The 20696-nt window shown below is 73.8% G+C and carries 16 protein-coding genes; 7 read left to right on the top strand and 9 right to left on the bottom strand.

Features of this window, described 5'->3' with window-relative positions:
- Nucleotides 1-122: 122 nt before the first annotated feature.
- From ACFW1I_RS01010 to ACFW1I_RS00995, 4 genes are all read right to left on the bottom strand, one after another.
- Entirely contained in the window at nt 123-1820 is a 1698-nt protein-coding gene (locus ACFW1I_RS01010) for an ABC transporter family substrate-binding protein (protein WP_384664831.1), read from the bottom strand.
- 101 nt (nt 1821-1921) lie between these two features.
- The gene (locus tag ACFW1I_RS01005; protein ID WP_384664829.1) at nt 1922-4015 is read right to left on the bottom strand and encodes a dipeptide ABC transporter ATP-binding protein; all 2094 of its coding nucleotides are present in this window, start codon (nt 4013-4015) and stop codon (nt 1922-1924) included.
- Nucleotides 4012-4911 (bottom strand): ABC transporter permease, encoded by a 900-nt coding sequence (locus ACFW1I_RS01000; RefSeq protein WP_384664827.1) that lies wholly within the window; start codon nt 4909-4911, stop codon nt 4012-4014. Before ACFW1I_RS01000 ends, ACFW1I_RS01005 begins: the two co-directional genes overlap by 4 nt.
- A 1-nt stretch (nt 4912) precedes the next feature.
- Nucleotides 4913-5896: an ABC transporter permease gene (locus ACFW1I_RS00995; protein WP_384664825.1), complete on the bottom strand. Its 984-nt coding sequence runs from the start codon at nt 5894-5896 to the stop codon at nt 4913-4915.
- A gap of 352 nt (nt 5897-6248) precedes the next feature.
- Between ACFW1I_RS00995 and ACFW1I_RS00990 the strand changes: the two genes are divergently transcribed.
- From ACFW1I_RS00990 to ACFW1I_RS00980, 3 genes are all read left to right on the top strand, one after another.
- Entirely contained in the window at nt 6249-7775 is a 1527-nt protein-coding gene (locus ACFW1I_RS00990) for an SDR family oxidoreductase (protein ID WP_384664823.1), read from the top strand.
- A 184-nt stretch (nt 7776-7959) separates the two neighbouring features.
- Entirely contained in the window at nt 7960-9336 is a 1377-nt protein-coding gene (locus ACFW1I_RS00985; protein ID WP_384664821.1) for a cryptochrome/photolyase family protein, read from the top strand.
- A 119-nt stretch (nt 9337-9455) separates the two neighbouring features.
- On the top strand, nt 9456-10136 hold the full coding sequence (locus tag ACFW1I_RS00980) for a sigma-70 family RNA polymerase sigma factor (protein WP_384664819.1): 681 nt from the start codon (nt 9456-9458) through the stop codon (nt 10134-10136).
- Between the two features lie 70 nt (nt 10137-10206).
- Here ACFW1I_RS00980 and ACFW1I_RS00975 read toward each other — a convergent pair whose 3' ends face one another.
- Entirely contained in the window at nt 10207-11181 is a 975-nt protein-coding gene (locus tag ACFW1I_RS00975; protein WP_384664818.1) for a MerR family transcriptional regulator, read from the bottom strand.
- A 442-nt stretch (nt 11182-11623) separates the two neighbouring features.
- Between ACFW1I_RS00975 and ACFW1I_RS00970 the strand changes: the two genes are divergently transcribed.
- The 3 genes from ACFW1I_RS00970 to xdhC are packed head-to-tail and all read left to right on the top strand — an operon-like array spanning nt 11624 to nt 16273.
- Complete coding sequence (locus ACFW1I_RS00970; RefSeq protein WP_384664816.1) at nt 11624-13090, top strand: xanthine dehydrogenase small subunit; 1467 nt, start codon at nt 11624-11626, stop codon at nt 13088-13090.
- Entirely contained in the window at nt 13087-15462 is a 2376-nt protein-coding gene (gene xdhB / locus ACFW1I_RS00965) for a xanthine dehydrogenase molybdopterin binding subunit (RefSeq protein ID WP_384664814.1), read from the top strand. The genes ACFW1I_RS00970 and xdhB overlap by 4 nt, the downstream gene beginning before the upstream one ends.
- Nucleotide 15463: 1 nt before the next feature.
- Complete coding sequence (xdhC, locus tag ACFW1I_RS00960; protein ID WP_384664879.1) at nt 15464-16273, top strand: xanthine dehydrogenase accessory protein XdhC; 810 nt, start codon at nt 15464-15466, stop codon at nt 16271-16273.
- A 12-nt stretch (nt 16274-16285) separates the two neighbouring features.
- On the opposite strand, the gene ACFW1I_RS00955 is transcribed toward xdhC, so the two are convergent.
- The 4 genes from ACFW1I_RS00955 to ACFW1I_RS00940 all read right to left on the bottom strand — a co-directional run bounded on the left by ACFW1I_RS00955 (nt 16286) and on the right by ACFW1I_RS00940 (nt 19824).
- Entirely contained in the window at nt 16286-16783 is a 498-nt protein-coding gene (locus ACFW1I_RS00955; RefSeq protein WP_384664812.1) for an SgcJ/EcaC family oxidoreductase, read from the bottom strand.
- A gap of 82 nt (nt 16784-16865) precedes the next feature.
- Nucleotides 16866-17336 (bottom strand): flavodoxin domain-containing protein, encoded by a 471-nt coding sequence (locus ACFW1I_RS00950; RefSeq protein WP_384664810.1) that lies wholly within the window; start codon nt 17334-17336, stop codon nt 16866-16868.
- Between the two features lie 206 nt (nt 17337-17542).
- On the bottom strand, nt 17543-18715 hold the full coding sequence (locus tag ACFW1I_RS00945; RefSeq protein WP_384664808.1) for a hypothetical protein: 1173 nt from the start codon (nt 18713-18715) through the stop codon (nt 17543-17545).
- A 182-nt stretch (nt 18716-18897) separates the two neighbouring features.
- Nucleotides 18898-19824, bottom strand: a complete 927-nt coding sequence (locus tag ACFW1I_RS00940; protein WP_384664806.1) for a LysR family transcriptional regulator ArgP — start codon at nt 19822-19824, stop codon at nt 18898-18900.
- A 69-nt stretch (nt 19825-19893) separates the two neighbouring features.
- Between ACFW1I_RS00940 and ACFW1I_RS00935 the strand changes: the two genes are divergently transcribed.
- Nucleotides 19894-20517 (top strand): LysE/ArgO family amino acid transporter, encoded by a 624-nt coding sequence (locus tag ACFW1I_RS00935; RefSeq protein ID WP_384664804.1) that lies wholly within the window; start codon nt 19894-19896, stop codon nt 20515-20517.
- Nucleotides 20518-20696 lie beyond the last annotated feature (179 nt).

The following is a 20696-nucleotide window of genomic DNA, read 5'->3' as shown; positions in this document are numbered from 1 at the left end:
AATGTCCCCGCCCCCCGCGGGGGTCACCGCCAACTCCCCCCGCCCTCGTCCCGTTTCCACCCGCCGACGCCGGCCCGATCGGGCCGGCTTCGGTCGCACGCACACCGAGGGGCTCGGCGCCCCTACTTCTCGTAGCCCACGGTCTCCGGCAGCGGTGTGCCGAAGAGGGTGGCGCCGACGTTGGCCAGGCCCTCCTTGACGCCGTAGATGGACGGGCCGCTGAACAGCGGCAGGTAGCCGTACTGGGCCAGGGCCTTGCGTTCGACGGCGTTGGCCTGGGCGGTCTGCCGGGCCGGGTCCGCGATCGCGGAGACCGCACGGATCTCCTTGTCGAGCTCGGGCGTGCCGATGCTCACGAGGTTGGAGGCGCTGTCGGTGCAGTAGAACTCGCACAGGTAGCGGGTCCCGAAGGGGTCGGACGAGCGGTTGCCGACGAGGAAGATGTCGAAGCTGCGCTCGGTGAGGATCCTGGCGAAGTCGGCGTCCGTGGAGGTCTTCAGCTCGACCTGGATGCCGACCGGCTTCAGCATCTGCACCAGCGCGCCGCCGGTGGCCTTCTCCAGCGGGTCGTCGCCGCGGAGGGTGTAGGTGACGGTGAGCTTCTTGCCGTCCTTCTCCCGGATCCCGTCGGCGCCCGGCTTCCAGCCGGCGGCGTCGAGCGTCTTCTTGGCGTCCTCGGGGTCGTGCTTGATCACGGCGCCGACGTTGTCCGAGTAGCCCTTCTGGAAGCTGAAGAGCAGCAGCGAGCCGGGCAGCGGTTCGCTGTAGTCGCCGAGGCCCTGGAACTGGATCTTGGCGATCTGCGCGCGGTCGACGCTCTGCAGGAGCGCCTTGCGCACCTGGACGTCCTGGAGGTTGGGCGACTTGGCGTTGACGTAGAAGGAGTACGCGAACGGGCTGCCGCCCTGGCGGATCTCCGTGCCCTGGACGCCGGAGAGCCGCTTCAGGCCCTCGGCGTCGCCGGTGGAGGTGTAGTCGATCTGGCCGTTCTTGAAGGCGTTGGCGGCGGCGTCGGACTCCAGGTTGACGTAGACGCGCCGGTCGAGCCTGCCCTTCTTGCCCCACCACTTCGGGTTGCGCACGAAGGTCAGGTCCCCGGACTCCGCGTCGAACTTCCCGACGGTGTACGGCCCGGCACCCCACTCGGGGTGGACCTTCTTGACGTAGGCGTCGTTGTACGCGGCGACCCCGGCGGCCTTGGGGTGCAGGAACGTGGTGAACAGGCTCGACCACCAGGGGGCGACGCCCTTGAAGGTGATCACGGCCTGCTTGTCGTCCGCGCCGCGCGTCACCGAGGTGATCGCGCCGTAGCCCTGGGTGTCGGTGGCGTTGTACTTCTTGTCCGAGCCGTTGTTCGCCTGCCAGGTGGCCTTGACGGCGGTCCAGTCGATCGGCGTGCCGTCGTTGTAGGTGGCCTCGGGGTGGAGGGTGAGGACGACCCGCTGGTTGCCGCCGGTGACGTCGACCTCGACGTCGCTCAGGTAGTCCGGGTTGTACTGCACCTCGCCGGTGGGCGAGTAGGTGATGACGTCCGGGTTGTACCAGAACCAGACGCGCTTGGCGGTGAGCGTCGCGTTGGCGTTGAACGGGTTGCCCTGGTCGTCGATGGTTCCGGCGGTGGTGTAGGTGCCGCCCTCCTCGACGCTGTCGTAGGGCTGGGGGTTGTAGTCGACCTTCGCCGAGGCGGCGGCGGGCGTCGCGCCCTTCCCGGCGCCCTTTCCGGCGTCCGGCGTGCCGGACCCGGAGGCGCTGCAGGCCGAGACGGCGAGGGCGAGGGCCGCGGTGAGGGCGGCTGCGGGGACGGCGATTTTCGATCGCATGGCGGGGTGGTTCCTCATTCCTTCAGGGGGTGCGGGTACGCCGGAGGGCGCGCTGTCCGCGAGGTGATGGGTGCGTGGTGCTCGGGCGGGGGAGTCCGCGGTCAGCGGGCGTGGCAGGCGTGGAGGTGGCGGTCGGAGCCGGGAGCCGTCGGGCCCAGGGAGGGGCGCCGCGTGCGGCACCGCTCCCGCAGCCCCTCGTCGAGCGTCCCGAACAGGGGGCAGCGGTCGACGAAGACACAGCCCCGCGGGAGGTTCGACGCGCTCGGCTGCTCGCCCCGGAGCACGATCCGCTCGCGGGCGCGCTCGCGGCGCGGGTCCGGCACCGGGATGGCCGAGAGCAGGGCCTCGGTGTACGGGTGGCGGGGGTTCGCGAAGAGCTCCTCGGTGCTGCCGGTCTCGACGACGTGCCCCAGGTACATGACCGCGATGCGGTCGGCGAAGTGCCGCATCACGGCGAGGTCGTGCGCGACGACGAGATACGCGAGCCCGAGCTCGCGCTGGAGCCGCGCGAGCAGGTTGACGACGCCCGCCTGCACGGACACGTCCAGGGCCGAGACGGGCTCGTCCAGGACCACGATCCTCGGCTGCGTCGCCAGGGCGCGGGCGATCCCGACGCGCTGCCGCTGCCCGCCCGACAGGGCGGCGGGGAAGCGGTCCGCCAGGGAGGCGTCGAGGCCGACGAGGCCCAGGAGTTCGGCCACCCTGGCCCGTACCGCCGACCGGTCGACACCGACCGCCTCCAGCGGTTCGGCGAGCAGCCGGAAGACCGGCAGGCGCGGGTCGAGCGAGCCCATCGGATCCTGCATGACGATCTGCACCTCGCCGCGCAGGCGCCGCAGGCGCTCGGCGGAGCCGGGGTCCGCGACGTCCGTGCCGGCGACCTCGATCCGCCCGCGCTCCGGCGGCGCGAGCCGCAGGATCTCCAGCAGCGCCGTCGTCTTGCCGCTGCCGGACTCGCCCACCAGGCCCAGCGTCTCGCCGGCCCGCAGCTCGAATCCGACGTCGCTCACGGCGTGGAGCGTGCCGACGCGACGCTTGAGGAACGCGCCCTTGGTCACCGGGAAGGTCTTGCCCAGGCCGGACACCCGCAGCACCACCTCGCCGGAGGCGGGGGGCTCGGCCGCGACGGCGTCCTCCGGGGCGGGGAACAGCGCGTCCACCGGCAGGCGGCCGTCCGCGATCTCGTCGGCGCGCAGGCAGGCGACCTCCCCGTGCCCGGCGACGGCCGTCGCCGCGGGTTCCTCCGTACGGCAGCGGTCGAGGACGACCGGGCAGCGGTCCGCGAACGGGCATCCGGCCGGCAGCGCCGCGGGCGACGGCGGTTCGCCGCCGATCGGCACCAGCGGCCGGTCCTTCGGGGCGTCGGGCCGGGGCACGGCGCCCAGCAGACCGATCGTGTACGGCATGCCCGGCCGCCGGAACAGCTCGTCGACGCCCGCCCGTTCCACGATCCGGCCCGCGTACATCACGGCGACGTCGTCGGCGTACCCGGCGACGACACCGAGGTCGTGCGTGATGAGCACGAGGCCCGCGCCGGTCTCGGCCTGCGCGGTCCGCAGCACCTCCAGGATCTGGGCCTGGACGGTCACGTCGAGGGCGGTGGTCGGCTCGTCGGCCACGATGACCGACGGCGAGTTCGCCATGGCCAGGGCGATGACGACACGCTGGCGCATCCCGCCGGAGAACTCGTGCGGGAAGGAGCGGGCCCTGCGGTGCGGTTCGGGGATGCCGACCAGGTCGAGGAGTTCGACGGCGCGCCGCCACGCGGCCTGGCGCGTCAGGTCCTGGTGCACCCGCAACGCGTCGGACAGCAGCCGGCCGACCGGGAAGATCGGGGTCAGCGCCGACAGCGGGTCCTGGAAGACCATGCCGATCTCGTTGCCGCGCACCCGGGACAGCTGCTTGTCGTTCAGCCCGACCAGGTCGCGGCCCCCGAGCAGGACCTGCCCCGACACGCGGGCGGTCGGCGGCAGCAGCCCCATCACGCCCATCGCGGTCGCGGACTTGCCCGAACCGGACTCGCCGACGATGCCGAGCGTCCGGCCGGGCAGCAGGTCGAAGTCGACGCCGCGCACCGCCGCGACGGGGCCGGCCTCGGACGGGAAGGAGATCCGCAGATCCCGCACGGACAGGACCGGGGCCCGCCCCGCGTCACGTGGGGGCGAATCGGGGGCCGGGGTCAGGGTGAAGGTCATCGCGCGCCTCCCGAGGCCGCCGATACGGAGGTGGGGTCGAGGGCGTCGCGCAGCCCGTCGCCGATGAGCGTCATCGACACGGTGAGCAGCACGACGAGCCCGGCGGGGAACGCGAACAGCCACGGCGCGCTGCTGATCGTGCCGGCGCCGTCGGCGAGCATGGTGCCGAGCGACACGTCGGGGGTCTGGACGCCGAAGCCGAGGAAGGACAGGGCCGTCTCGCTGAGGACCGTGGCGACGACCCCGAGCGTCAGGTTGACGACCAGCAGCGATCCCAGGTTGGGGATGATGTGGCGCAGCACGATCCGCCAGGGCCGCACGCCCATGAACTCGGCGGCCAGGACGTAGTCCCGCTCGCGCAGCGACGTGGACAGCGACCAGACGACACGGGCGGTCGTCATCCAGCCGAAGACCGTGAGGACGAGGATCAGGACCCGCCAGTCGCCGGCGAGGCGGTGCGACACCAGCGCGAGCACGAGGAACGACGGGACCACGAGCAGGAAGTGGATGACCGCCAGGGTCAGCCGCTCGACCCGGCCGCCGAGGTACGCGGCTCCCGCGCCGATCACCGCCGCGAGCACGACCGTCAGCACCGACACGCTGACCGCGATGACGAGCGACCGGCGGAGTCCGTGCACGGCCTCGGCGTAGACGTCGTTGCCGCCCTGGTCGGTGCCGAAGGGGTGGACCGCGCTCGGCGCCTGGGTGAGCGCGGTGAAGTCGACGTCGGTGGGGGAGAAGGGCGAGAACAGCCCGCCGAGGAGACCGAAGAGCACGAGGGCCACGAAGAGGGCCACACCGAGCACGGCGCCGCGGTTGCGGACGAAGCGCCGCAGGTAGAGCCGGCCGCTGCGCTGAGCGGGCCGATGGGGGAGAGGGGTCACGACAGCGGTCACGTCAGCTCACCCGTACTCGGGGGTCGAGGAGGGCGACGGCGACGTCGGCGAGGATCGCGCCGACCGCCGTCATCGCCGCGCCGAACGCGGCCACCGCGACGGCGCCGTGGACGTCGTTCTTGCCGATGGTCTGGATGAAGTACTGGCCCATGCCGTTCCAGCCGAAGACGGTCTCGGTGATGACCGCGCCCGTGAACACGGCGGGGATGCCGAAGGCCACGGAGGTGGCGGTCGGGATCAGCGAGGAGCGCAGGGCGTGGCGTCGGATCGCCTGGGCGCGGGTGAGGCCGGTGGCGCGCGCGGTGCGCACGTAGTCCGAGTCGATGGCGTCGAGCAGCAGCGTGCGCTGGGTGAGGTGGTAGCCCACGTACCCGAGCAGGGTCAGGCTCAGCGTCGGCAGGACCAGGTGCTGGACGCGGTCGATCACGATCGGCAGCAGGCCCTCGACGGTCGGGGACTTCTCCCCGGCCACGTACAGGAAACGCAGCCCCAGGCTCTGGTTGAGCCAGATCCCGAGCAGGACGACGCCCAACGCGGCCACGGCGGTGGGGATGTTGAAGAGGAACACCGACACCAGCTGTGTGACCCGGTCCCACCAGCCGTACTGCCGGGACGCCGCGGAGACGGCCAGCGCGACCCCGAGGAGGACGGACAGGAGCGTGGCGGCGGTGACCAGTTGGGCGCTCACGAGCACCCGGAACCCGATCTCGGCGTTCACCGGCGCCCCGACCGGGGACCTGCCCCAGTCGAAGTGCAGCACCACGTCGCTGAACCAGCCCCACCACCGCTCCACGAGCGGCACCCGCGGATCCAGGTTGTACGGCGCCAGGGCCTGGTCGATCTCCGCCTCGCTGCGGACGGGCCGCGTGTCCTTGTAGTTGGACCTCGGGTCGAGGAACAGGGCGGCGAGCACGTACGTGACGTTGGTGGCGACCACGATCATCGCCAGCCAGCCGCCCGTCCTGCGCATCACATGACGGAGCACGACGCCGCCCTCCCCACGGGGTCGGTGCCGGGAGCCGTACGGAGGGCCGGCGGGGGTGTGCCGGTTCTGGACATGCGCGAGGTGACTTTCTGAGGGGCGGAGAGGCGCAGCCGGTCCGGGCGACGCCGAGGGTGCCGCGCTCGATGCTCGGGTCCGACGATTCGGAGGGTAACGAGCCCTGGCGACAAGTCATTCTTTGATCAAGATCGATCAGGTGGGAAGCATTCCAAGGCGTCTGACATGCGACTGCAAGGCGCCCGTCACATTTCGCGGGGTGCATCCGCGTGCCCCGCGGGGACGGAAAACCCCATGGAACGTGTACGCCACGGCGGACGGTGAAACGGATCAGCCCATGGACACTCCCACCCCGACCGACGGAGCCCTCTGCCTGGTCACCGGCGCGAGCGGCTACATCGGCGGCCGCCTCGTGCCGGAGCTGCTCGACAAGGGGTACCGGGTGCGCTGCCTCGCCCGGCACCCGGACAAGCTCCGGGACTTCCCGTGGGCCGACCGGGTCGAGACCGTCCGCGGCGACGTCATGGTCGCCGAGAGCCTCCGCGAGGCGTTCGCCGGCGTCGACGTCGCCTACTACCTCGTGCACTCCATGACGTCGACGGCACGCTTCGAGGACGCCGACCGGCTCGCCGCCCGCACGTTCGCCGCCGAGGCCCGCGCCGCCGGGCTGCGCCGCATCGTCTACCTCGGCGGTCTGGTCCCGCGCGGAGTGCCGGAGAGCGAGCTCTCGCCGCACCTCCGCTCCCGCACCGAGGTGGGCCGCGTCCTCCTCGACTCGGGCGTCCCCACCGCCGTGCTGCGCGCGGCCGTCGTCATCGGCTCCGGATCGGCCTCCTTCGAGATGCTCCGCTACCTCACCGAGCGACTCCCCGTCATGGTCACTCCCCGGTGGGTCGGCACCCGCGTCCAGCCCATCGCGGTCCGCGACGTGCTGAGGTACCTGGCGGAGAGCGCCGCCCTGCCCGCGGACGTGAACCGGACCTTCGACATCGGGGGGCCCGACGTGCTCACCTACCGCCAGATGATGGGACGGTACGCGGAGGTCGCCGGGCTCCGCAGGCGGCTCGTCGTCCCCGTGCCGGTCCTCACCCCCCGGCTGTCCAGCGAGTGGGTCGGCCTCGTCACCCCCGTGCCGGCCTCCCTGGCCCGCCCCCTCGCCGAATCGCTGCGGCACGAGGTGGTCTGCACGGAGCGCGACATCACCCGTCACGTCCCCGACCTACCCGGCAGGCCCCTCCCCCTCGCCGAGGCGCTCCGGCTGGCCCTCCGCCGGGTGCGGGAGGCGCGGGTCGCCACCCGCTGGTCCTCCGCCTCACCGCCCGGGGCACCCAGCGACCCGCTGCCGACCGACCCGGACTGGGCCGGCGGCAGCCTCTACACGGACGAACGCGCCCGCACGGTCGACGCGAGCCCCGAGGCGCTGTGGCGGGTCATCGAAGGGGTGGGCGGGGAGAACGGCTGGTACTCCTTCCCGCTGGCCTGGGCCGTCCGGGGGTGGGCCGACCGGCTCGCCGGGGGAGTGGGACTGCGCCGGGGCCGCAGGGACGCGAAGCACCTCCGGGTCGGTGACGCACTGGACTTCTGGCGCGTGGAGGCGATGGACCGCGGGCGCCTGCTGCGCCTCCGGGCGGAGATGCGGCTGCCCGGTCTCGCCTGGCTGGAGATGGCGGTGGACCGGGACGAGCGGGGCCGGACCTCGTACCGGCAGCGGGCGCTCTTCCATCCCCGGGGCCTGGCCGGGCAGGCGTACTGGTGGGGCGTGTCCCCCTTCCACGCCGTGGTCTTCGGCGGCATGGCCAGGAACATCGCCCGGACCGCCGAGAGGGAGAGCGAGCGGACGGGCACGGCACCCGGCGGCGGATGAGCCCCCGGCGCACGGGCGGCTGTCGGCGCCGGTGCGGGGCGCTCCCGCCCCGAGGGCCGGGCCGACCCGGCCCGTGTGCATCCGGCGGCCCGGAGCGCGGCGAACCGCCTGTGCAGGAGTGCCACACCAGTACCCCGGCGCGGCGCCGCGCGTCCGTGACCGGCGGCCGAGCAGGGAGAGCGCGATGACCGTCTCCGTCGTTCTGTACACCTCGGATCTCAGGGTCCACGACCATCCGCCGCTGAGGGCGGCGGTCCAGGGGGCCGACCAGGTGGTGCCGCTGTTCGTCCGGGACCCGGCCGTGGCCCGGGCGGGCTTCGCCGCGCCGAACCGGCTGGCCTTCCTCGCGGACTGCCTGGAGGACCTCGACCGGTCCCTGCGGGAGCGGGGCGGACGGCTGGTGGTGCGGGAGGGCGACACGGTCTCCGAGGTACGGGACGTGGTGCGGCGGACCGAGGCCGACGAGGTCCACATGGCGGCCGGCGTGACGGCCTTCGCCCGGCGGCGGGAGGACCGGCTCCGCAGGGCACTGGAGGAGGACGGCCGCCGCCTCTACGTGCACGACGGCGTCGTCACCGTCGTGCCGCCCGGCGACGTCGTGCCGCGGGGCTCGGACCACTTCGCCGTCTTCACGCCCTATCACCGCCGCTGGGCCGCGGAGCCCGTGCGGACGCCCTTCGCCGCCCCGCGGAGGCTGCGCGTCCCGTCGGACCTGCGCTCCGACCGGATCCCGTCGCGCTCCGCCGTCGCGGACGTGTCGCCGGCTTTGCCCGCGGGAGGGGAGAGCGAGGCCCGCAAGCGGCTCGGCGCGTGGCTGGCCGGTCACCTCGACGCGTACGAGGAGCGCCACGACGACCTGGCGGGCGATGCCACCTCCCGGCTCTCGCCCCACCTCCACTTCGGAGCCCTCTCCGCCACCGAGGCGGTGCACCGGGCGGCCGAGCGGGGCGGGGCGGGCGCCGACGCGTTCGTACGGCAGCTCTGCTGGCGGGACTTCCACCACCAGGTGCTGGCCGCGCGCCCCGCGGCGGCCGAGGCCGACTACCGTTCCCGGTCGGGGCGCTGGCGGGCCGGCGCGGACGCCGAGGCGGACCTCGCCGCCTGGCGCGAGGGACGCACCGGCTACCCCCTGGTCGACGCCGCCATGCGACAGCTCGCCCACGAGGGGTGGATGCACAACCGGGGCAGGCTCGTCACGGCCTCCTTCCTGTCGAAGACGCTCTGCGTCGACTGGCGCGAGGGGGCGCGCCACTTCCTCGGCCTGCTGGTGGACGGCGACGTCGCGAACAACCAGCTCAACTGGCAGTGGGTGGCCGGCACCGGCACCGACACCCGTCCCCACCGCGTCCTGAACCCGGTCGCCCAGGCCAAGCGGTACGACCCCGACGGCGCCTACGTCCGCCGCTGGGTGCCGGAACTGGCGGGTCTCGACGGACCGGCCGTCCACGAGCCCTGGCGGCTCACCGGGCTCGACCGGGCGGCCCTCGACTATCCGGACCCGCTGGTGGAGCTCTCCGAGGGGCTGGCGCGCTTCCGACGGCTCCGAGGCCCCGCCTCCTGATCGAGGTGCCTCCGCGACGGCCTCCTGGGAGATTTCGATGCGGAAACGGTGCGAGTTGGTCGGGGAAGGCTGCCGGGCGGACCGTGAGGAGGTACGGGCCACGCAGAGGAGGAAGCGCCATGACCGCAGACCGGACGACCGGAGTCCTCGCGCCCCACGCCACCGACGGGCCGGCCGAGGACCGGGTCGGTCCCACCGCCGAGACCACCGAGGACGTCGCCGCCGAGGCCACCGAGGACGTCGCCGCCGCCGACGACGACCGGATCGCCCGCGGTGTGGTCGGCGGCGACGAGAGGTGCCTGGCCGCCGCGTACCGGCGCTGGGGTCCCCTGGTCCACGCGCTGGCCGCCCGCGCCCTCGGGGACGCCCGCGAGGCGGAGGACGTCACCCAGCAGGTGTTCGCCGCCGCCTGGCGAGGCCGGGCGAACTTCCGTCCCGAGCGGGGCACCCTGCCGGCCTGGCTCGTCGGCATCACCCGACGCAAGATCGCCGACAGCCTGGCCGCGCGCACCCGCCGCACCGAGCTCGCGGCGTCCCTCGGCGCCCGCCTGGCGCACGAGGACCGGACCGGCGAGGAGCCCGAGCGGGTCCTCGAACGACTGGTCGTCACCGAGGAGTTGTCCCGGCTGCCCCGCGTCCAGCGCGACGTCCTCGAACTCGCCTACTTCGCCGACCTGACCCAGACCCAGATCGCCGACCGCACCGGCATGCCGCTCGGCACGGTCAAGAGCCACACCCGCCGCGGCCTGCGCCGGATGCGGCACGGCCTCGAACTCGCCGGTGTCCGCGTCGACCGTTGAACGGGCCCGGACCCGGCCGCCGAGCCCCTTTCCCGGAGACGCGTTTCCCGGAGACGCGCGTCCGCCCCGGTCAGGCTCCCTCCTCCTCCCCGGGCGCCGAAGCCTCGTACCGCCGGGTGATCAGGCCGATCGCCTCCCGCAGGCCGGTGGGGCGCGCCGTACCGGGGTCGGGCGTGCGGCCGCGCCAGCCGGGACCCGCGAGGAGGACCAGAGGAGCCGTGCGGGCGCCCCGCACTCCGAACGCCGTCCCCGCGACGTGCCGGGCCAGGGCGTGGTTCGCGGTGGAGCGGGCCTGGGACCAGAGGACGACGGCGGTCGGCCCTGACCGGCGCACCGCCGCGTCGAGGGCCTCGGCGGGCACGGCGGCGCCGAACATCCTGGTCGGCACCCCCCGTTCGGCGAGGCCGGCGGCCAGCGCCTCCAGGGCCAGCGTGTGCTGCTCGGAGGGGACGCAGGCCAGCAGGGCCGGCGGCGCCGGGGAGGCGGCCGGCGGTCCCGAGGCGGCGGCCCGCCGGAGGGCGGTGGAGATGTGCCAGGACAGCAGGTGCTCGACCTCGACGTAGCGGTCGTCGGACGACTCCCACTTCCGGCCCACCGCGTGCAGCGTCGGGGCCATGACCTCCTCCCAGGCGACGACCAGCCCGTACGTCGCCAGCGCCGCCTGGAGCAGGGCGTCCATGAGCGGCCCGTCGAGGCGCACCGCGGCACGGGCGAGACCGCGGCACTCCTGCCGCACGTCGCCCAGCGGCAGTCCGCTGCCGGCCGCCCCGCGCGGGGCGGGCGCGGGGAGCGGTTCCGGCGTCACCGGGGACCGCACCTCCCGGGCGCCCCGCGCGGCCTCGGCCGGCGGGACGCCCGACGCCGTGAGGCGGCACATCTCCTCCAGCATCGCGACGTCCGCGGGGCTCCAGCGCCGGTGCCGCCCGTCTGCGCGGACGGCGGGGCCGATCCCGTACCGCCGGTCCCAGGAACGCACGGTGGTGGGGGAGACCCCGAGCCGTCGGGCCACGGCGCCCGTGGTGATGCCGAGCACGCTGTCGTCCATGGTCCCACCATACGCTGCGGAATCGATGCGAGCCGGTTCGCACGGCGGGCGGCCCACGGCTCCTCCGGGTTCAGCCCCGTGAGGACCCGGCCCCCTTGACCGGCGCTGCACCGGCCACTACCTTGCCGACCACATCGACCCTCGGCTCGCGGAAGGAGGCGACCCGCGGATGTTCACCTACTCCGACCTCGGCCGCCTCGCCGAGTGCACCGCCTGGGTTCCGGGCCGCATCGCGCACGGCTGCTGAGCGCCCTGTCCCTCCGTGCCCCCTCGCGGCACCTCGCGGGTCCTCCCGCCTCTTCTCCCTTTTCCCTGGCGCACCTTGCCGCCGTGCGCCCCTTCGCGCCCGTTTCGCTCCGTGGCGCGTCCGCATACAGAAAGCTGCCCGAAGCATGATGCCTATGACGTACGTGTCGATCGAGCGCCGAAACGAGGACCTGACGTGACAGCGGCACGGATCACGGTCAACGGGCAGGACACGCCGGTGGCACCGGCCACCGCCCACACCACCCTGCTGGACCTCCTGCGCGAACGCGGTCTCACCGGGACCAAGGAGGGCTGCGCCGAAGGGGAGTGCGGCGCCTGCGCCGTCCTGGTCGCCAGGCCGGGGACGCACGAGCCCACCGACTGGGTGGCGGTCAACGCCTGCCTCCTCCCGGCCGCGTCGCTCGACGGACAGGAGGTCGTCACCTCCGAAGGGCTCGCCCCCACCGCCGACACCGGCGGCGCCGGCGCGCTGCACCCGGTGCAGGAGGAGATGGCGGCCCGCGGCGGCTCCCAATGCGGCTACTGCACACCGGGGTTCGTCTGCAGCATGGCCGCCGAGTACTACCGCCCCGACCGCCGGCCGCACGCGGACCCGGCCGAGCCCCGCGACGACCACGAGCACGGTCCGAACGGCTTCGACCTCCACGCGCTCAGCGGGAACCTGTGCCGCTGCACCGGCTACCGCCCCATTCGCGACGCCGCGTTCGCCGTCGGCACGCCCGCCGAGGACGACCGCCTGGCCCGGCGCCGCGAGCAGTCCCCGCCGGAACCGGTGGCCACCGCGTACACCCGGGACGGCAGCAGCTTCCTGCGGAAGCGCACCCTGGACGAGACCCTGCGGCTGCTGCGCGAGCGCCCCGACGCGGTGGTGGTCGCCGGCTCCACCGACTGGGGCGTCGAGGTCAACATCCGCTCCCGCCGGGCCGATTGCGTCGTCGCCGTCGACCGCCTGCCCGAACTCCGCGAACTGCGGGTCGCGTCCGATCACATCGAGATCGGGGCGGCGCTGACGCTGACCGAGATCGAGCGCCGCCTCGACGGCGCCGTACCCCTCCTCGCCGAAGTGTTCCCGCAGTTCGCGTCCCGGCTCATCCGCAACGGCGCGACCCTCGGCGGCAATCTGGGCACCGGATCCCCCATCGGGGACAGCCCGCCGGCCCTGCTCGCACTCGACGCGTCGGTGGTGCTCGCCGACGCCGACGGCGAACGCGAGGTCCCGCTGGCGGAGTACTTCACCGGCTACCGGCAGAGCGTGCGCCGTCCCGGCGAGCTGATCCGCGCGGTGCGCGTCCCGCTGCCCCTGTCGCCGGTCACCGCCTTCCACAAGATCGCCAAGCGGCGCTTCGACGACATCTCCAGCGTGGCCGTCGCCTTCGCGCTCGACATCGAGGACGGCACCGTCCGCAAGGCCCGCATCGGCCTGGGCGGCGTGGCGGCCACCCCGATCCGCGCCCTCGCCACCGAGGCCGCCCTGGCGGGCGCGCCGTGGACGGCGGAGACCGTCGAGGCCGCGGCGGGGGTGCTGCGGACCGAGGGCACCCCCCTGGACGACCACCGCGCGAGCGCCGCCTACCGCGCCGAGATGCTCGGCCAGAGCCTGAGGAAGCTGTACGCGCGAACCACCGAGGCGGTGTCGTCATGAGCCAGTTGTCCGAACGCCCCGCGAAGCCCGTCGTCGGCGTCTCGATGCCGCACGAGAGCGCCCACCTGCACGTCACCGGCGCCGCGCTCTACACCGACGACCTGACGCACCGCACCAAGGACGTGCTGCACGCCCATCCGGTCCAGGTCATGAAGGCCCACGGCAGGATCACCGCGCTGCGCACCGCGCCCGCGCTCGCCGTGCCCGGCGTGGTCCGCGTGCTGACCGGTGCCGACGTGCCCGGGGTCAACGACGCCGGGATGAAGCACGACGAACCGCTCTTCCCCGACGAGGTCATGTTCCACGGCCACGCGGTGGCCTGGGTCCTCGGCGAGACCCTGGAGGCGGCGCGCCTCGGCGCGGAGGCCGTCGAGGTGGAACTCGACGAACTGCCCTCCGTGATCGCCCTGCGGGACGCCATCGCGGCGGACAGCTTCCACGGCGCCCGCCCCGTGCTCCTCACCGGCGACGTCGACACCGGCTTCGCCGACTCCGCGCACGTGTTCTCGGGCGAGCTCCACTTCTCCGACCAGGAACACTTCTACCTGGAGACGCACGCGGCCCTGGCCCTGGTCGATGAGAACGGCCAGACGTTCGTCCAGAGCAGCACCCAACACCCCTCGGAGACACAGGAGATCGTCGCGCACGTCCTCGGCGTGCCCAGCCACGAGGTGACCGTGCAGTGCCTGCGGATGGGCGGCGGCTTCGGCGGCAAGGAGATGCAGCCGCACGGCTTCGCGGCCGTCGCCGCGCTCGGTGCCCGGCTGACCGGCCGACCGGTCCGGGTCCGCCTCACCAGGACCCAGGACCTGACCATGTCCGGCAAGCGCCACGGCTTCCTGGCCGAGTGGCGGATCGGCTTCGACGCCGACGGCCGCATCCAGGCCCTGGAGGCCACCCTGACCGCGGACGGCGGCTGGAGCCTGGACCTCTCCGAGCCGGTGGTCGCCCGCGCGCTGTGCCACATCGACAACACCTACTGGATCCCGAACGCCCGCGTCACCGGCCGCATCGCCAAGACCCACAAGGTCTCCAACACCGCCTTCCGCGGCTTCGGCGGCCCCCAGGGCATGCTGGTGATCGAGGACATCATGGGCCGGTGCGCCCCGCTGCTCGGCCTCGACCCCATGGAGCTGCGGGAACGCAACTTCTACCGGCCCGGGCAGGGCCAGACGACGCCGTACGGACAGCCGGTCACCCACCCCGAACGGATCACCACCGTCTGGGAGCAGGTCCGGGCCGACGGCGACGTCGACCACCGCCGGCGCGAGATCGCGGCCTTCAACGCCGCGCACCCGCACACCAAGCGCGGGCTCGCGATCACCGGCATCAAGTTCGGCATCTCGTTCAACCTCACCGCCTTCAACCAGGCGGGCGCCCTGGTCCTGATCTACAAGGACGGCTCGGTCCTGATCAACCACGGCGGCACCGAGATGGGCCAGGGCCTCCACACCAAGATGCTGCAGGTGGCCGCGACCGGCCTGGGCATCCCGCTGCACAAGGTGCGGCTCGCCCCGACCCGTACCGACAAGGTGCCCAACACGTCCGCCACCGCCGCCAGTTCGGGGGCGGACCTGAACGGCGCGGCGGTCAAGGACGCCTGCGAGCAGCTGCGCGAGCGGCTGACGCGGGTGGCCGCCACCCGACTGGGCGCGAACGCCTCGGACGTCCGGATCGTGGAGGGCGTCGCGCGCGTCCTCGGCCGGGACGACGCACTGGAGTGGGACGAGCTGGTGCGGACCGCGTACCTCCAGCGGGTGCAGCTGTCGGCGGCCGGCTTCTACCGGACCGAGGGCCTGCACTGGGACGCGCGGACCTTCAGGGGCTCGCCGTTCAAGTACTTCTCCTACGGCGCGGCGGCGGCCGAGGTCGAGGTGGACGGCTTCACCGGGGCGTACCGCATCCGGCGGGTGGACATCGTGCACGACGTCGGCGACAGCCTCTCCCCGCTGATCGACATCGGCCAGGTCGAGGGCGGCTTCGTGCAGGGCGCGGGCTGGCTCACGCTGGAGGACCTGCGCTGGGACACCGGTGACGGGCCACACCGGGGCCGGCTCCTGACCCAGGCGGCGAGCACGTACAAGCTGCCCAGCTTCTCGGAGATGCCCGAGGAGTTCCACGTCCGGCTCCTGGAGAACGCCACCGAGGAGGGCGCGGTCTACGGTTCGAAGGCCGTCGGCGAGCCGCCCCTGATGCTGGCGTTCTCGGTGCGCGAGGCACTGCGGCAGGCCGCCGCGGCGTTCGGGCCCGCCGGAGCGGCCGTGGAACTCGCCTCGCCCGCCACACCGGAAGCGGTGTACTGGGCCATCCAGGCGGCCCGCCGCGCCGCGCCCGCGCCGGCCGCCGAGGCCGAAGTGTCGCGGCGTGCCTGACATGACCTGGGTCGGCGCGGTCGCGCGGCTGCGAGCACGCCGGGAGCCCGGCGTGCTCGTGACCGTCGCGACCGTGCGCGGCCACGCTCCCCGCAGGGCCGGCGCGAAACTCGTCGTCGGGCCGGCCGGGACGTGGGGTTCGATCGGCGGCGGCAACGTCGAGGCCGTCGCCATCGACCGGGCCCGGGAGCTCATCGCCGCGTCCGCCGCCGAACCGGAGATGATCGACTTCGCCCTGAACGACAAGGTGACCAACCGCCACGGCGTGCAGTGCTGCGGAGGCACGGTCTCGGTGCTGCTCGAACCCCTCCCGGTGGTCCGGGCGGTGGCGGTCTTCGGCGTCGGGCATGTCGGGCTGGAGCTGGCGCGCGTCCTGGCGCGTCAGGACCTCGACCTCCACCTGATCGACAGCCGCGCCGACGTCCTCGCCGAGGACCGGCTCGCCGTCCTCGCGGACGCGGTCGCGCGGATACGGGTGCACCACACGCCCCTGCTGCCCGAGGAGGTCCTCGAAGAACTGCCGCACGGCACCCACGTCCTGATCATGACGCACGACCACGCGGAGGACGCCGCCCTGTGCGACGCGGCCCTGCGCACCCCCCACCTCGGCTCCATCGGCCTGATCGGATCGGCGGCCAAATGGGCGCGCTTCCGCGCCCGTCTCCGCACGGAGGGCGGCCACGACGAGGCCGCCGTCGACCGGATCAAGACCCCGATCGGCCTGCCCGGCATCGCCGGCAAGGAACCCGCCACCATCGCGGTGAGCGTCGCCGCCGATCTGCTGCGCACCTTCGAGGCGGAGACCGCCTGACGACCGGCGCCGTCACGGCAGGGTGACCTCGCGCGCCCTGCCGATGCCGGCGCGCCGGGCCAGCCGGGTCATCGCCTGCGACATCCTCGACGGCATCGAGTCGGGCTCCGGGACGGTCACCGGCCGCTGCCGGCCGTTCTGGATCGCCGCGATCCGCCAGCCCTCCGCGGTGCGGACACAGACGATGATCTGCCGTGAGAGGCGCCGCTTCGGCAGGCTGCTGCGCCAGGGCATCAGCACCGAGCCGTTGCCCACCAGCACGGCGACGGAGTCGGTGACGAAGCGCAGTGACTCGATCTCGCCGACCATGGCCGATCCGGCGACCACGCCGCGGAACAGCTTGTCGTGGTTGTCCTGCAGCCGTGCGGCGCCGGCCGCCCAACTGCCGTCGTACGAGACGTAGTCGGCGTCCTCCGTGAACAGCCGGCCGAAGCCGGCCGCGTCGCCTTCGGTCCAGGTCCTGCAGTACTCCGCGAAGAGGTCACGAAGCTCCCTCTCGTGGGTGTCCATGGCGTTCCCCTTCCCTGGTTTATTTCGTTCGGCCGAACGAAATATACGGAGGGAGTGCGGGACCGTCAAGGGACGGCACGTGTCAGGAGGCCGGGGCCCGGCCGTCCCGCAGGCGCGCGGCGAAGGCCCGCGCGGCGGCCAGGTCCCCGTCGTTCGGCCGCTCCTTCCGGATCCCGCCGATCAGCCCGAAGGGCACCATGGTGTCCAGCGCCCGGCACGAGAAGATCCCGTCCACCTCGAAGCCCTTGCCTTCGAGGAGCCGGACCAAGGGGCGGGTGAACGGTGCCGGCGGCAGCTCGGGAAGTCCGCTGGTGGCGAAGACGAACGCCCGCCCGCGCCCGGCGGGCAGGGCCTTGACGAAGCCCGTCAGGCGGGGGTGGAGCCTCTGGTAGAAGACACCCGAGCCGAATCCCACGAGGTCGGCGGCGGCCAACTCCGCCAGGTCGGCCTGCTCGGGCGACACGACCTTCGCGCCCAGGACCCGGGCCATGCTGTCGGCGACACGACGCGTGTTCCCGTGCGACACGGAGGCGCACACGATGAGGGTCTTCATCCTCGCGATCCCTTCTCTCGTTTCCGTAGAAGGGACAGTGCGGCGGCCTCGGATGTGACACCCCCCCCGCGGGTGGGGGCGCCGACGCCCCGGCCCGAGCGTGGGCGGCCCCGGTCCGCCGCCGAGGCCGCGGGCGCCGGGCGCGTCACCCCGGAGCGCCCGGCCTCCGCGGGGACCCCACACCTCTCACCGGGCCGCGCGGGCGCTCACTCGGCCTCCGTCTCCGGCGCTTCGGCCTGCGGGCCCCGGAAGCGGGTGAACGCCTTCCCGAAGGACTTCCACGGTGAGGCGTCCTGCTTGGCCGCCGCGGGCGACGCCGCCCGGGCGGCGCCGTCGCCGCCGGCCGCGGCGAGGGCTTCGAGCGCCGCCTCGGCGGCCTCCCGGTACAGGTCGCAGGAGGTCGTCATGGCCTCAAGTGCCTTGGCGTACTGGGTGACCATGGCCCGCGCGTGGGCCAGTTCCTCGTCCGGGGTCAGCAGGTGCCAGCCCTGACGCAGCCGCGTGAGCGCCTGTTCGGCGTCGGTCGGCATGGGCTGGGGCAGGGAGGCGAACTCCTCGATCTTGCGGATGAGTTCGGTGGGCTCCGTACCGTCCAGGAAGACGTTCCGGACCGTGAAGCGCTCCGGGTCGTCGCCCGGGGACGGCGGCGTCGGGGGCAGGACGACGGCGCCGCCGCGCGGCAGCCCCACGCCCAGCTCGCGCTTCATCACGAAGTCGGCGATCAGGGCCTGTTCCGGCGTGGCCCGGTGCTCGACCACCCGGTGCCGCAGGCTGGGCGGCAGGAACGCCGTGACCGGCCGTCGGCCCAGCACGTCCGGCGTCATCGCCTCGTGCACCACGACGTGGATGAACCAGCTCTGCCGGGTGCAGGCCCGCAGCAGGCGGCGCACGTCGTCGTCGTCCTTCGGCAGGTGGTTCGTCGTCCGCAGGCGCACGCCCGGCACCGTCTCGTGGTCCCAGGGGACCTGGTCGCTGTCGGGCCAGAAGACGGTGGCGGGTGAGGGCCAGCTCGGCTCCCACGCCCGCTCGGCCTCGGCGGCGAGGACCCAGCGGACGCCCTCGCGCTTCTGGTGGCGGGACTCGGGCTCGTACGTGGTGAGTTGCGCGCGCACCGTGACGTCGTCGGCCACGCGCCAGCGGGCCTCGAAGAGGCGGCGGGCGGAGGGGCCGGGGTCGGCGGACTCGTCCCGGGGGTACAGGTCGGTGGAGCGCGCCGCCTCCACCGGGTCGAGGTCCAGGAAGTCGTCGATCACCCGGGCCGCCTTGAGGGCGATCAGGTTGCGCCGGACGTCCTGCTCGGGCTCGGGCCCGAGGTGACGCCCGCGCCCGACCCAGGCGGTGTCGGGGACGGTGGTCGATGAAGTCGTGTTCTTGGCCATGGAACCGTTCGGTGGGCGATGGCGATCAGGGCCTGACCAGTATGGTCCGCGGCCCCGGCTAGGGAAGAGGCAACCCGTCCAACCGGGCGCTCAGGAGTGAACTCCGCCGCACGGCCGCCCTCACGGCGGCCGTACGGCGCACGCCGATCCGGCCTCGTGCGCGGGGTGGGACCGACTGGGCGTCACGGACGCTCGGGCGGGCCGCCGCCGCGACCGGGCAGCAGCGTCTCCGCGGCGGCCGCCGCCACGACCTCGGCCACGGTGGACAGGGCGGGCGAGTCCAGCTTCCACTGCTGCCAGTACAGGGGGACGTCCATGGGGCGTTCCGGTGCCAGCTCCACCAGCCGCCCCGAGCGCAACAGCGGCTCCGCCTGCGGTTCGGGCACCATGCCCCAGCCGAGGCCGTAGGCCACCGCGTCCCGGAACCCGTCGGACGTGGGCACCAGATGCCGCAGGGGCCCCGCGCCCGAACGGCCCCCGGTGAGCGACTGGACGAAGGCGTCCTGGAGGCGGTCACGCCGGTCGAAGACCACCGTCGGTGCCTCCCGCAGCGCCTCCGACAGGGGCCCCGTGAGATGGGCGGCGGCGAATTCGGGCGTGGCCGCCGCCCGGTAGCGGACCAGGCCGATCCGCCGTACCGTGCAGCCCGCCACCGGGTCGGGGGACGAGGTGACGGCCGCCATGACCTGGCCCTCGCGCAGCAGGGCGGTGGTGTGGGACTCGTCCTCGCGGTGGAGCTCGAAGCAGATCGGCGGGGACTGCGGAACCCGGGTGAGCGCGGGCAGGAACCAGGTGGCCAGGGAGTCGGCGTTGACCGCGATCGGGATGTGGACAGGGCCCGGCTCAGCCGCCAGGCCCAGTTCGGCGCGGGCGTCCCGCTCCAGACGCGCCAGCTGACGGGCGAACCGCACCACCACCTCGCCGGACTCGGTGGGACGCACCGGCTTGGTACGTATCAGCAGCACCCGGCCGGTGCGCTGCTCCAACGCCTTGACGCGCTGGCTCACGGCGGAAGGCGTCACGTGCAGGGCCGCGGCCGCGGCGTCGAAGGTGCCCTCGTCGACCACCGCGAGCAGCGTCCGGACCTGGTCCAGGGGAAGCTCGTCCATAAGTACTGCTAAGGGTACCTAAGAATCTTTAGCTGTACTCATCACCGGACACTTCCTACGGTCGAGGACATGACCAGCAGCCTCCTCGCCGCCGTACTCGCCGGATTCGGAACCGGCCTCTCCCTCATCGTGGCCATCGGCGCCCAGAACGCCTTCGTCCTGCGCCAGGGCGCCCGCCGCCACGCGGTCCTGGCGGTGGTCGCGATCTGCGCCGTCTCGGACGCGGTACTGATCGCGCTGGGCGTCGCCGGGGTCGGCGCGTTCGTCACGGCGTGGCCGGCCGCGCTGACCGCCGTGGGCCTGGCGGGCGGGGCGTTCCTGCTCGGCTACGGTCTCCTCGCCGCCCGGCGGGTGCTGCGCCCCGACGCGACCGCCGCCCTGACCGCCGGGGGACCGGACGCCGGCTCGGCCCGCCGAGCCGTCCTGACCTGCCTGGCGATGACCTGGCTGAACCCGCACGTGTACCTCGACACCGTCCTGCTCCTGGGCTCGCTCGCCTCCGACCGCGGAGACCTGCGCTGGGCCTTCGGCATCGGCGCGGCCCTGGCCAGCCTCACCTGGTTCTTCGCCCTGGGCTTCGGCGCCCGCCTCCTCAGCGGCGTCCTCTCCCGCCCGAAGGCCTGGCGCGTCCTGGACGGTCTGGTCGCGGCGACCATGCTGACGATGGGCGGCATGCTGGTGGCCGGCGCCTAGCGAACTCCGACGGCCGCTGCCGCCGCCCGGTGAGGCTCAGTCGGCGACGACGACGTCCTCGGCCCGGGGGGGGGGGGCCCCCCCCCCCCGCCCCCCCGCGCGGCGGGGGGGGGGGGCCCGCGGCCCGGCCCCCCGGGGGTGGGGGTGGAGGGGGGGGGGGGGGGGCCCCCCGGGGGGTT

It is taken from the genome of Streptomyces sp. NPDC058955, from assembly GCF_042741435.1.
Classification (GTDB): domain Bacteria; phylum Actinomycetota; class Actinomycetes; order Streptomycetales; family Streptomycetaceae; genus Streptomyces.
Note: the sequence above shows the minus strand (reverse complement) of the source record. Positions and strands in the feature narration are given on the sequence as shown.

Excerpts from the sequence above, each read along its gene's own strand:
- ACFW1I_RS01010 (WP_384664831.1), bottom strand. The coding sequence starts at position 1,820 with ATGCGATCGAAAATCGCCGTCCCCGCAGCCGCCCTCACCGCGGCCCTC.
- ACFW1I_RS01005 (WP_384664829.1), bottom strand. The coding sequence starts at position 4,015 with ATGACCTTCACCCTGACCCCGGCCCCCGATTCGCCCCCACGTGACGCG.
- ACFW1I_RS00990 (WP_384664823.1), top strand. The coding sequence starts at position 6,249 with ATGGACACTCCCACCCCGACCGACGGAGCCCTCTGCCTGGTCACCGGC.
- ACFW1I_RS00985 (WP_384664821.1), top strand. The coding sequence starts at position 7,960 with ATGACCGTCTCCGTCGTTCTGTACACCTCGGATCTCAGGGTCCACGAC.
- ACFW1I_RS00980 (WP_384664819.1), top strand. The coding sequence starts at position 9,456 with ATGACCGCAGACCGGACGACCGGAGTCCTCGCGCCCCACGCCACCGAC.
- ACFW1I_RS00975 (WP_384664818.1), bottom strand. The coding sequence starts at position 11,181 with ATGGACGACAGCGTGCTCGGCATCACCACGGGCGCCGTGGCCCGACGG.
- xdhB (WP_384664814.1), top strand. The coding sequence starts at position 13,087 with ATGAGCCAGTTGTCCGAACGCCCCGCGAAGCCCGTCGTCGGCGTCTCG.
- xdhC (WP_384664879.1), top strand. The coding sequence starts at position 15,464 with ATGACCTGGGTCGGCGCGGTCGCGCGGCTGCGAGCACGCCGGGAGCCC.
- ACFW1I_RS00955 (WP_384664812.1), bottom strand. The coding sequence starts at position 16,783 with ATGGACACCCACGAGAGGGAGCTTCGTGACCTCTTCGCGGAGTACTGC.
- ACFW1I_RS00950 (WP_384664810.1), bottom strand. The coding sequence starts at position 17,336 with ATGAAGACCCTCATCGTGTGCGCCTCCGTGTCGCACGGGAACACGCGT.
- ACFW1I_RS00945 (WP_384664808.1), bottom strand. The coding sequence starts at position 18,715 with ATGGCCAAGAACACGACTTCATCGACCACCGTCCCCGACACCGCCTGG.
- ACFW1I_RS00940 (WP_384664806.1), bottom strand. The coding sequence starts at position 19,824 with ATGGACGAGCTTCCCCTGGACCAGGTCCGGACGCTGCTCGCGGTGGTC.
- ACFW1I_RS00935 (WP_384664804.1), top strand. The coding sequence starts at position 19,894 with ATGACCAGCAGCCTCCTCGCCGCCGTACTCGCCGGATTCGGAACCGGC.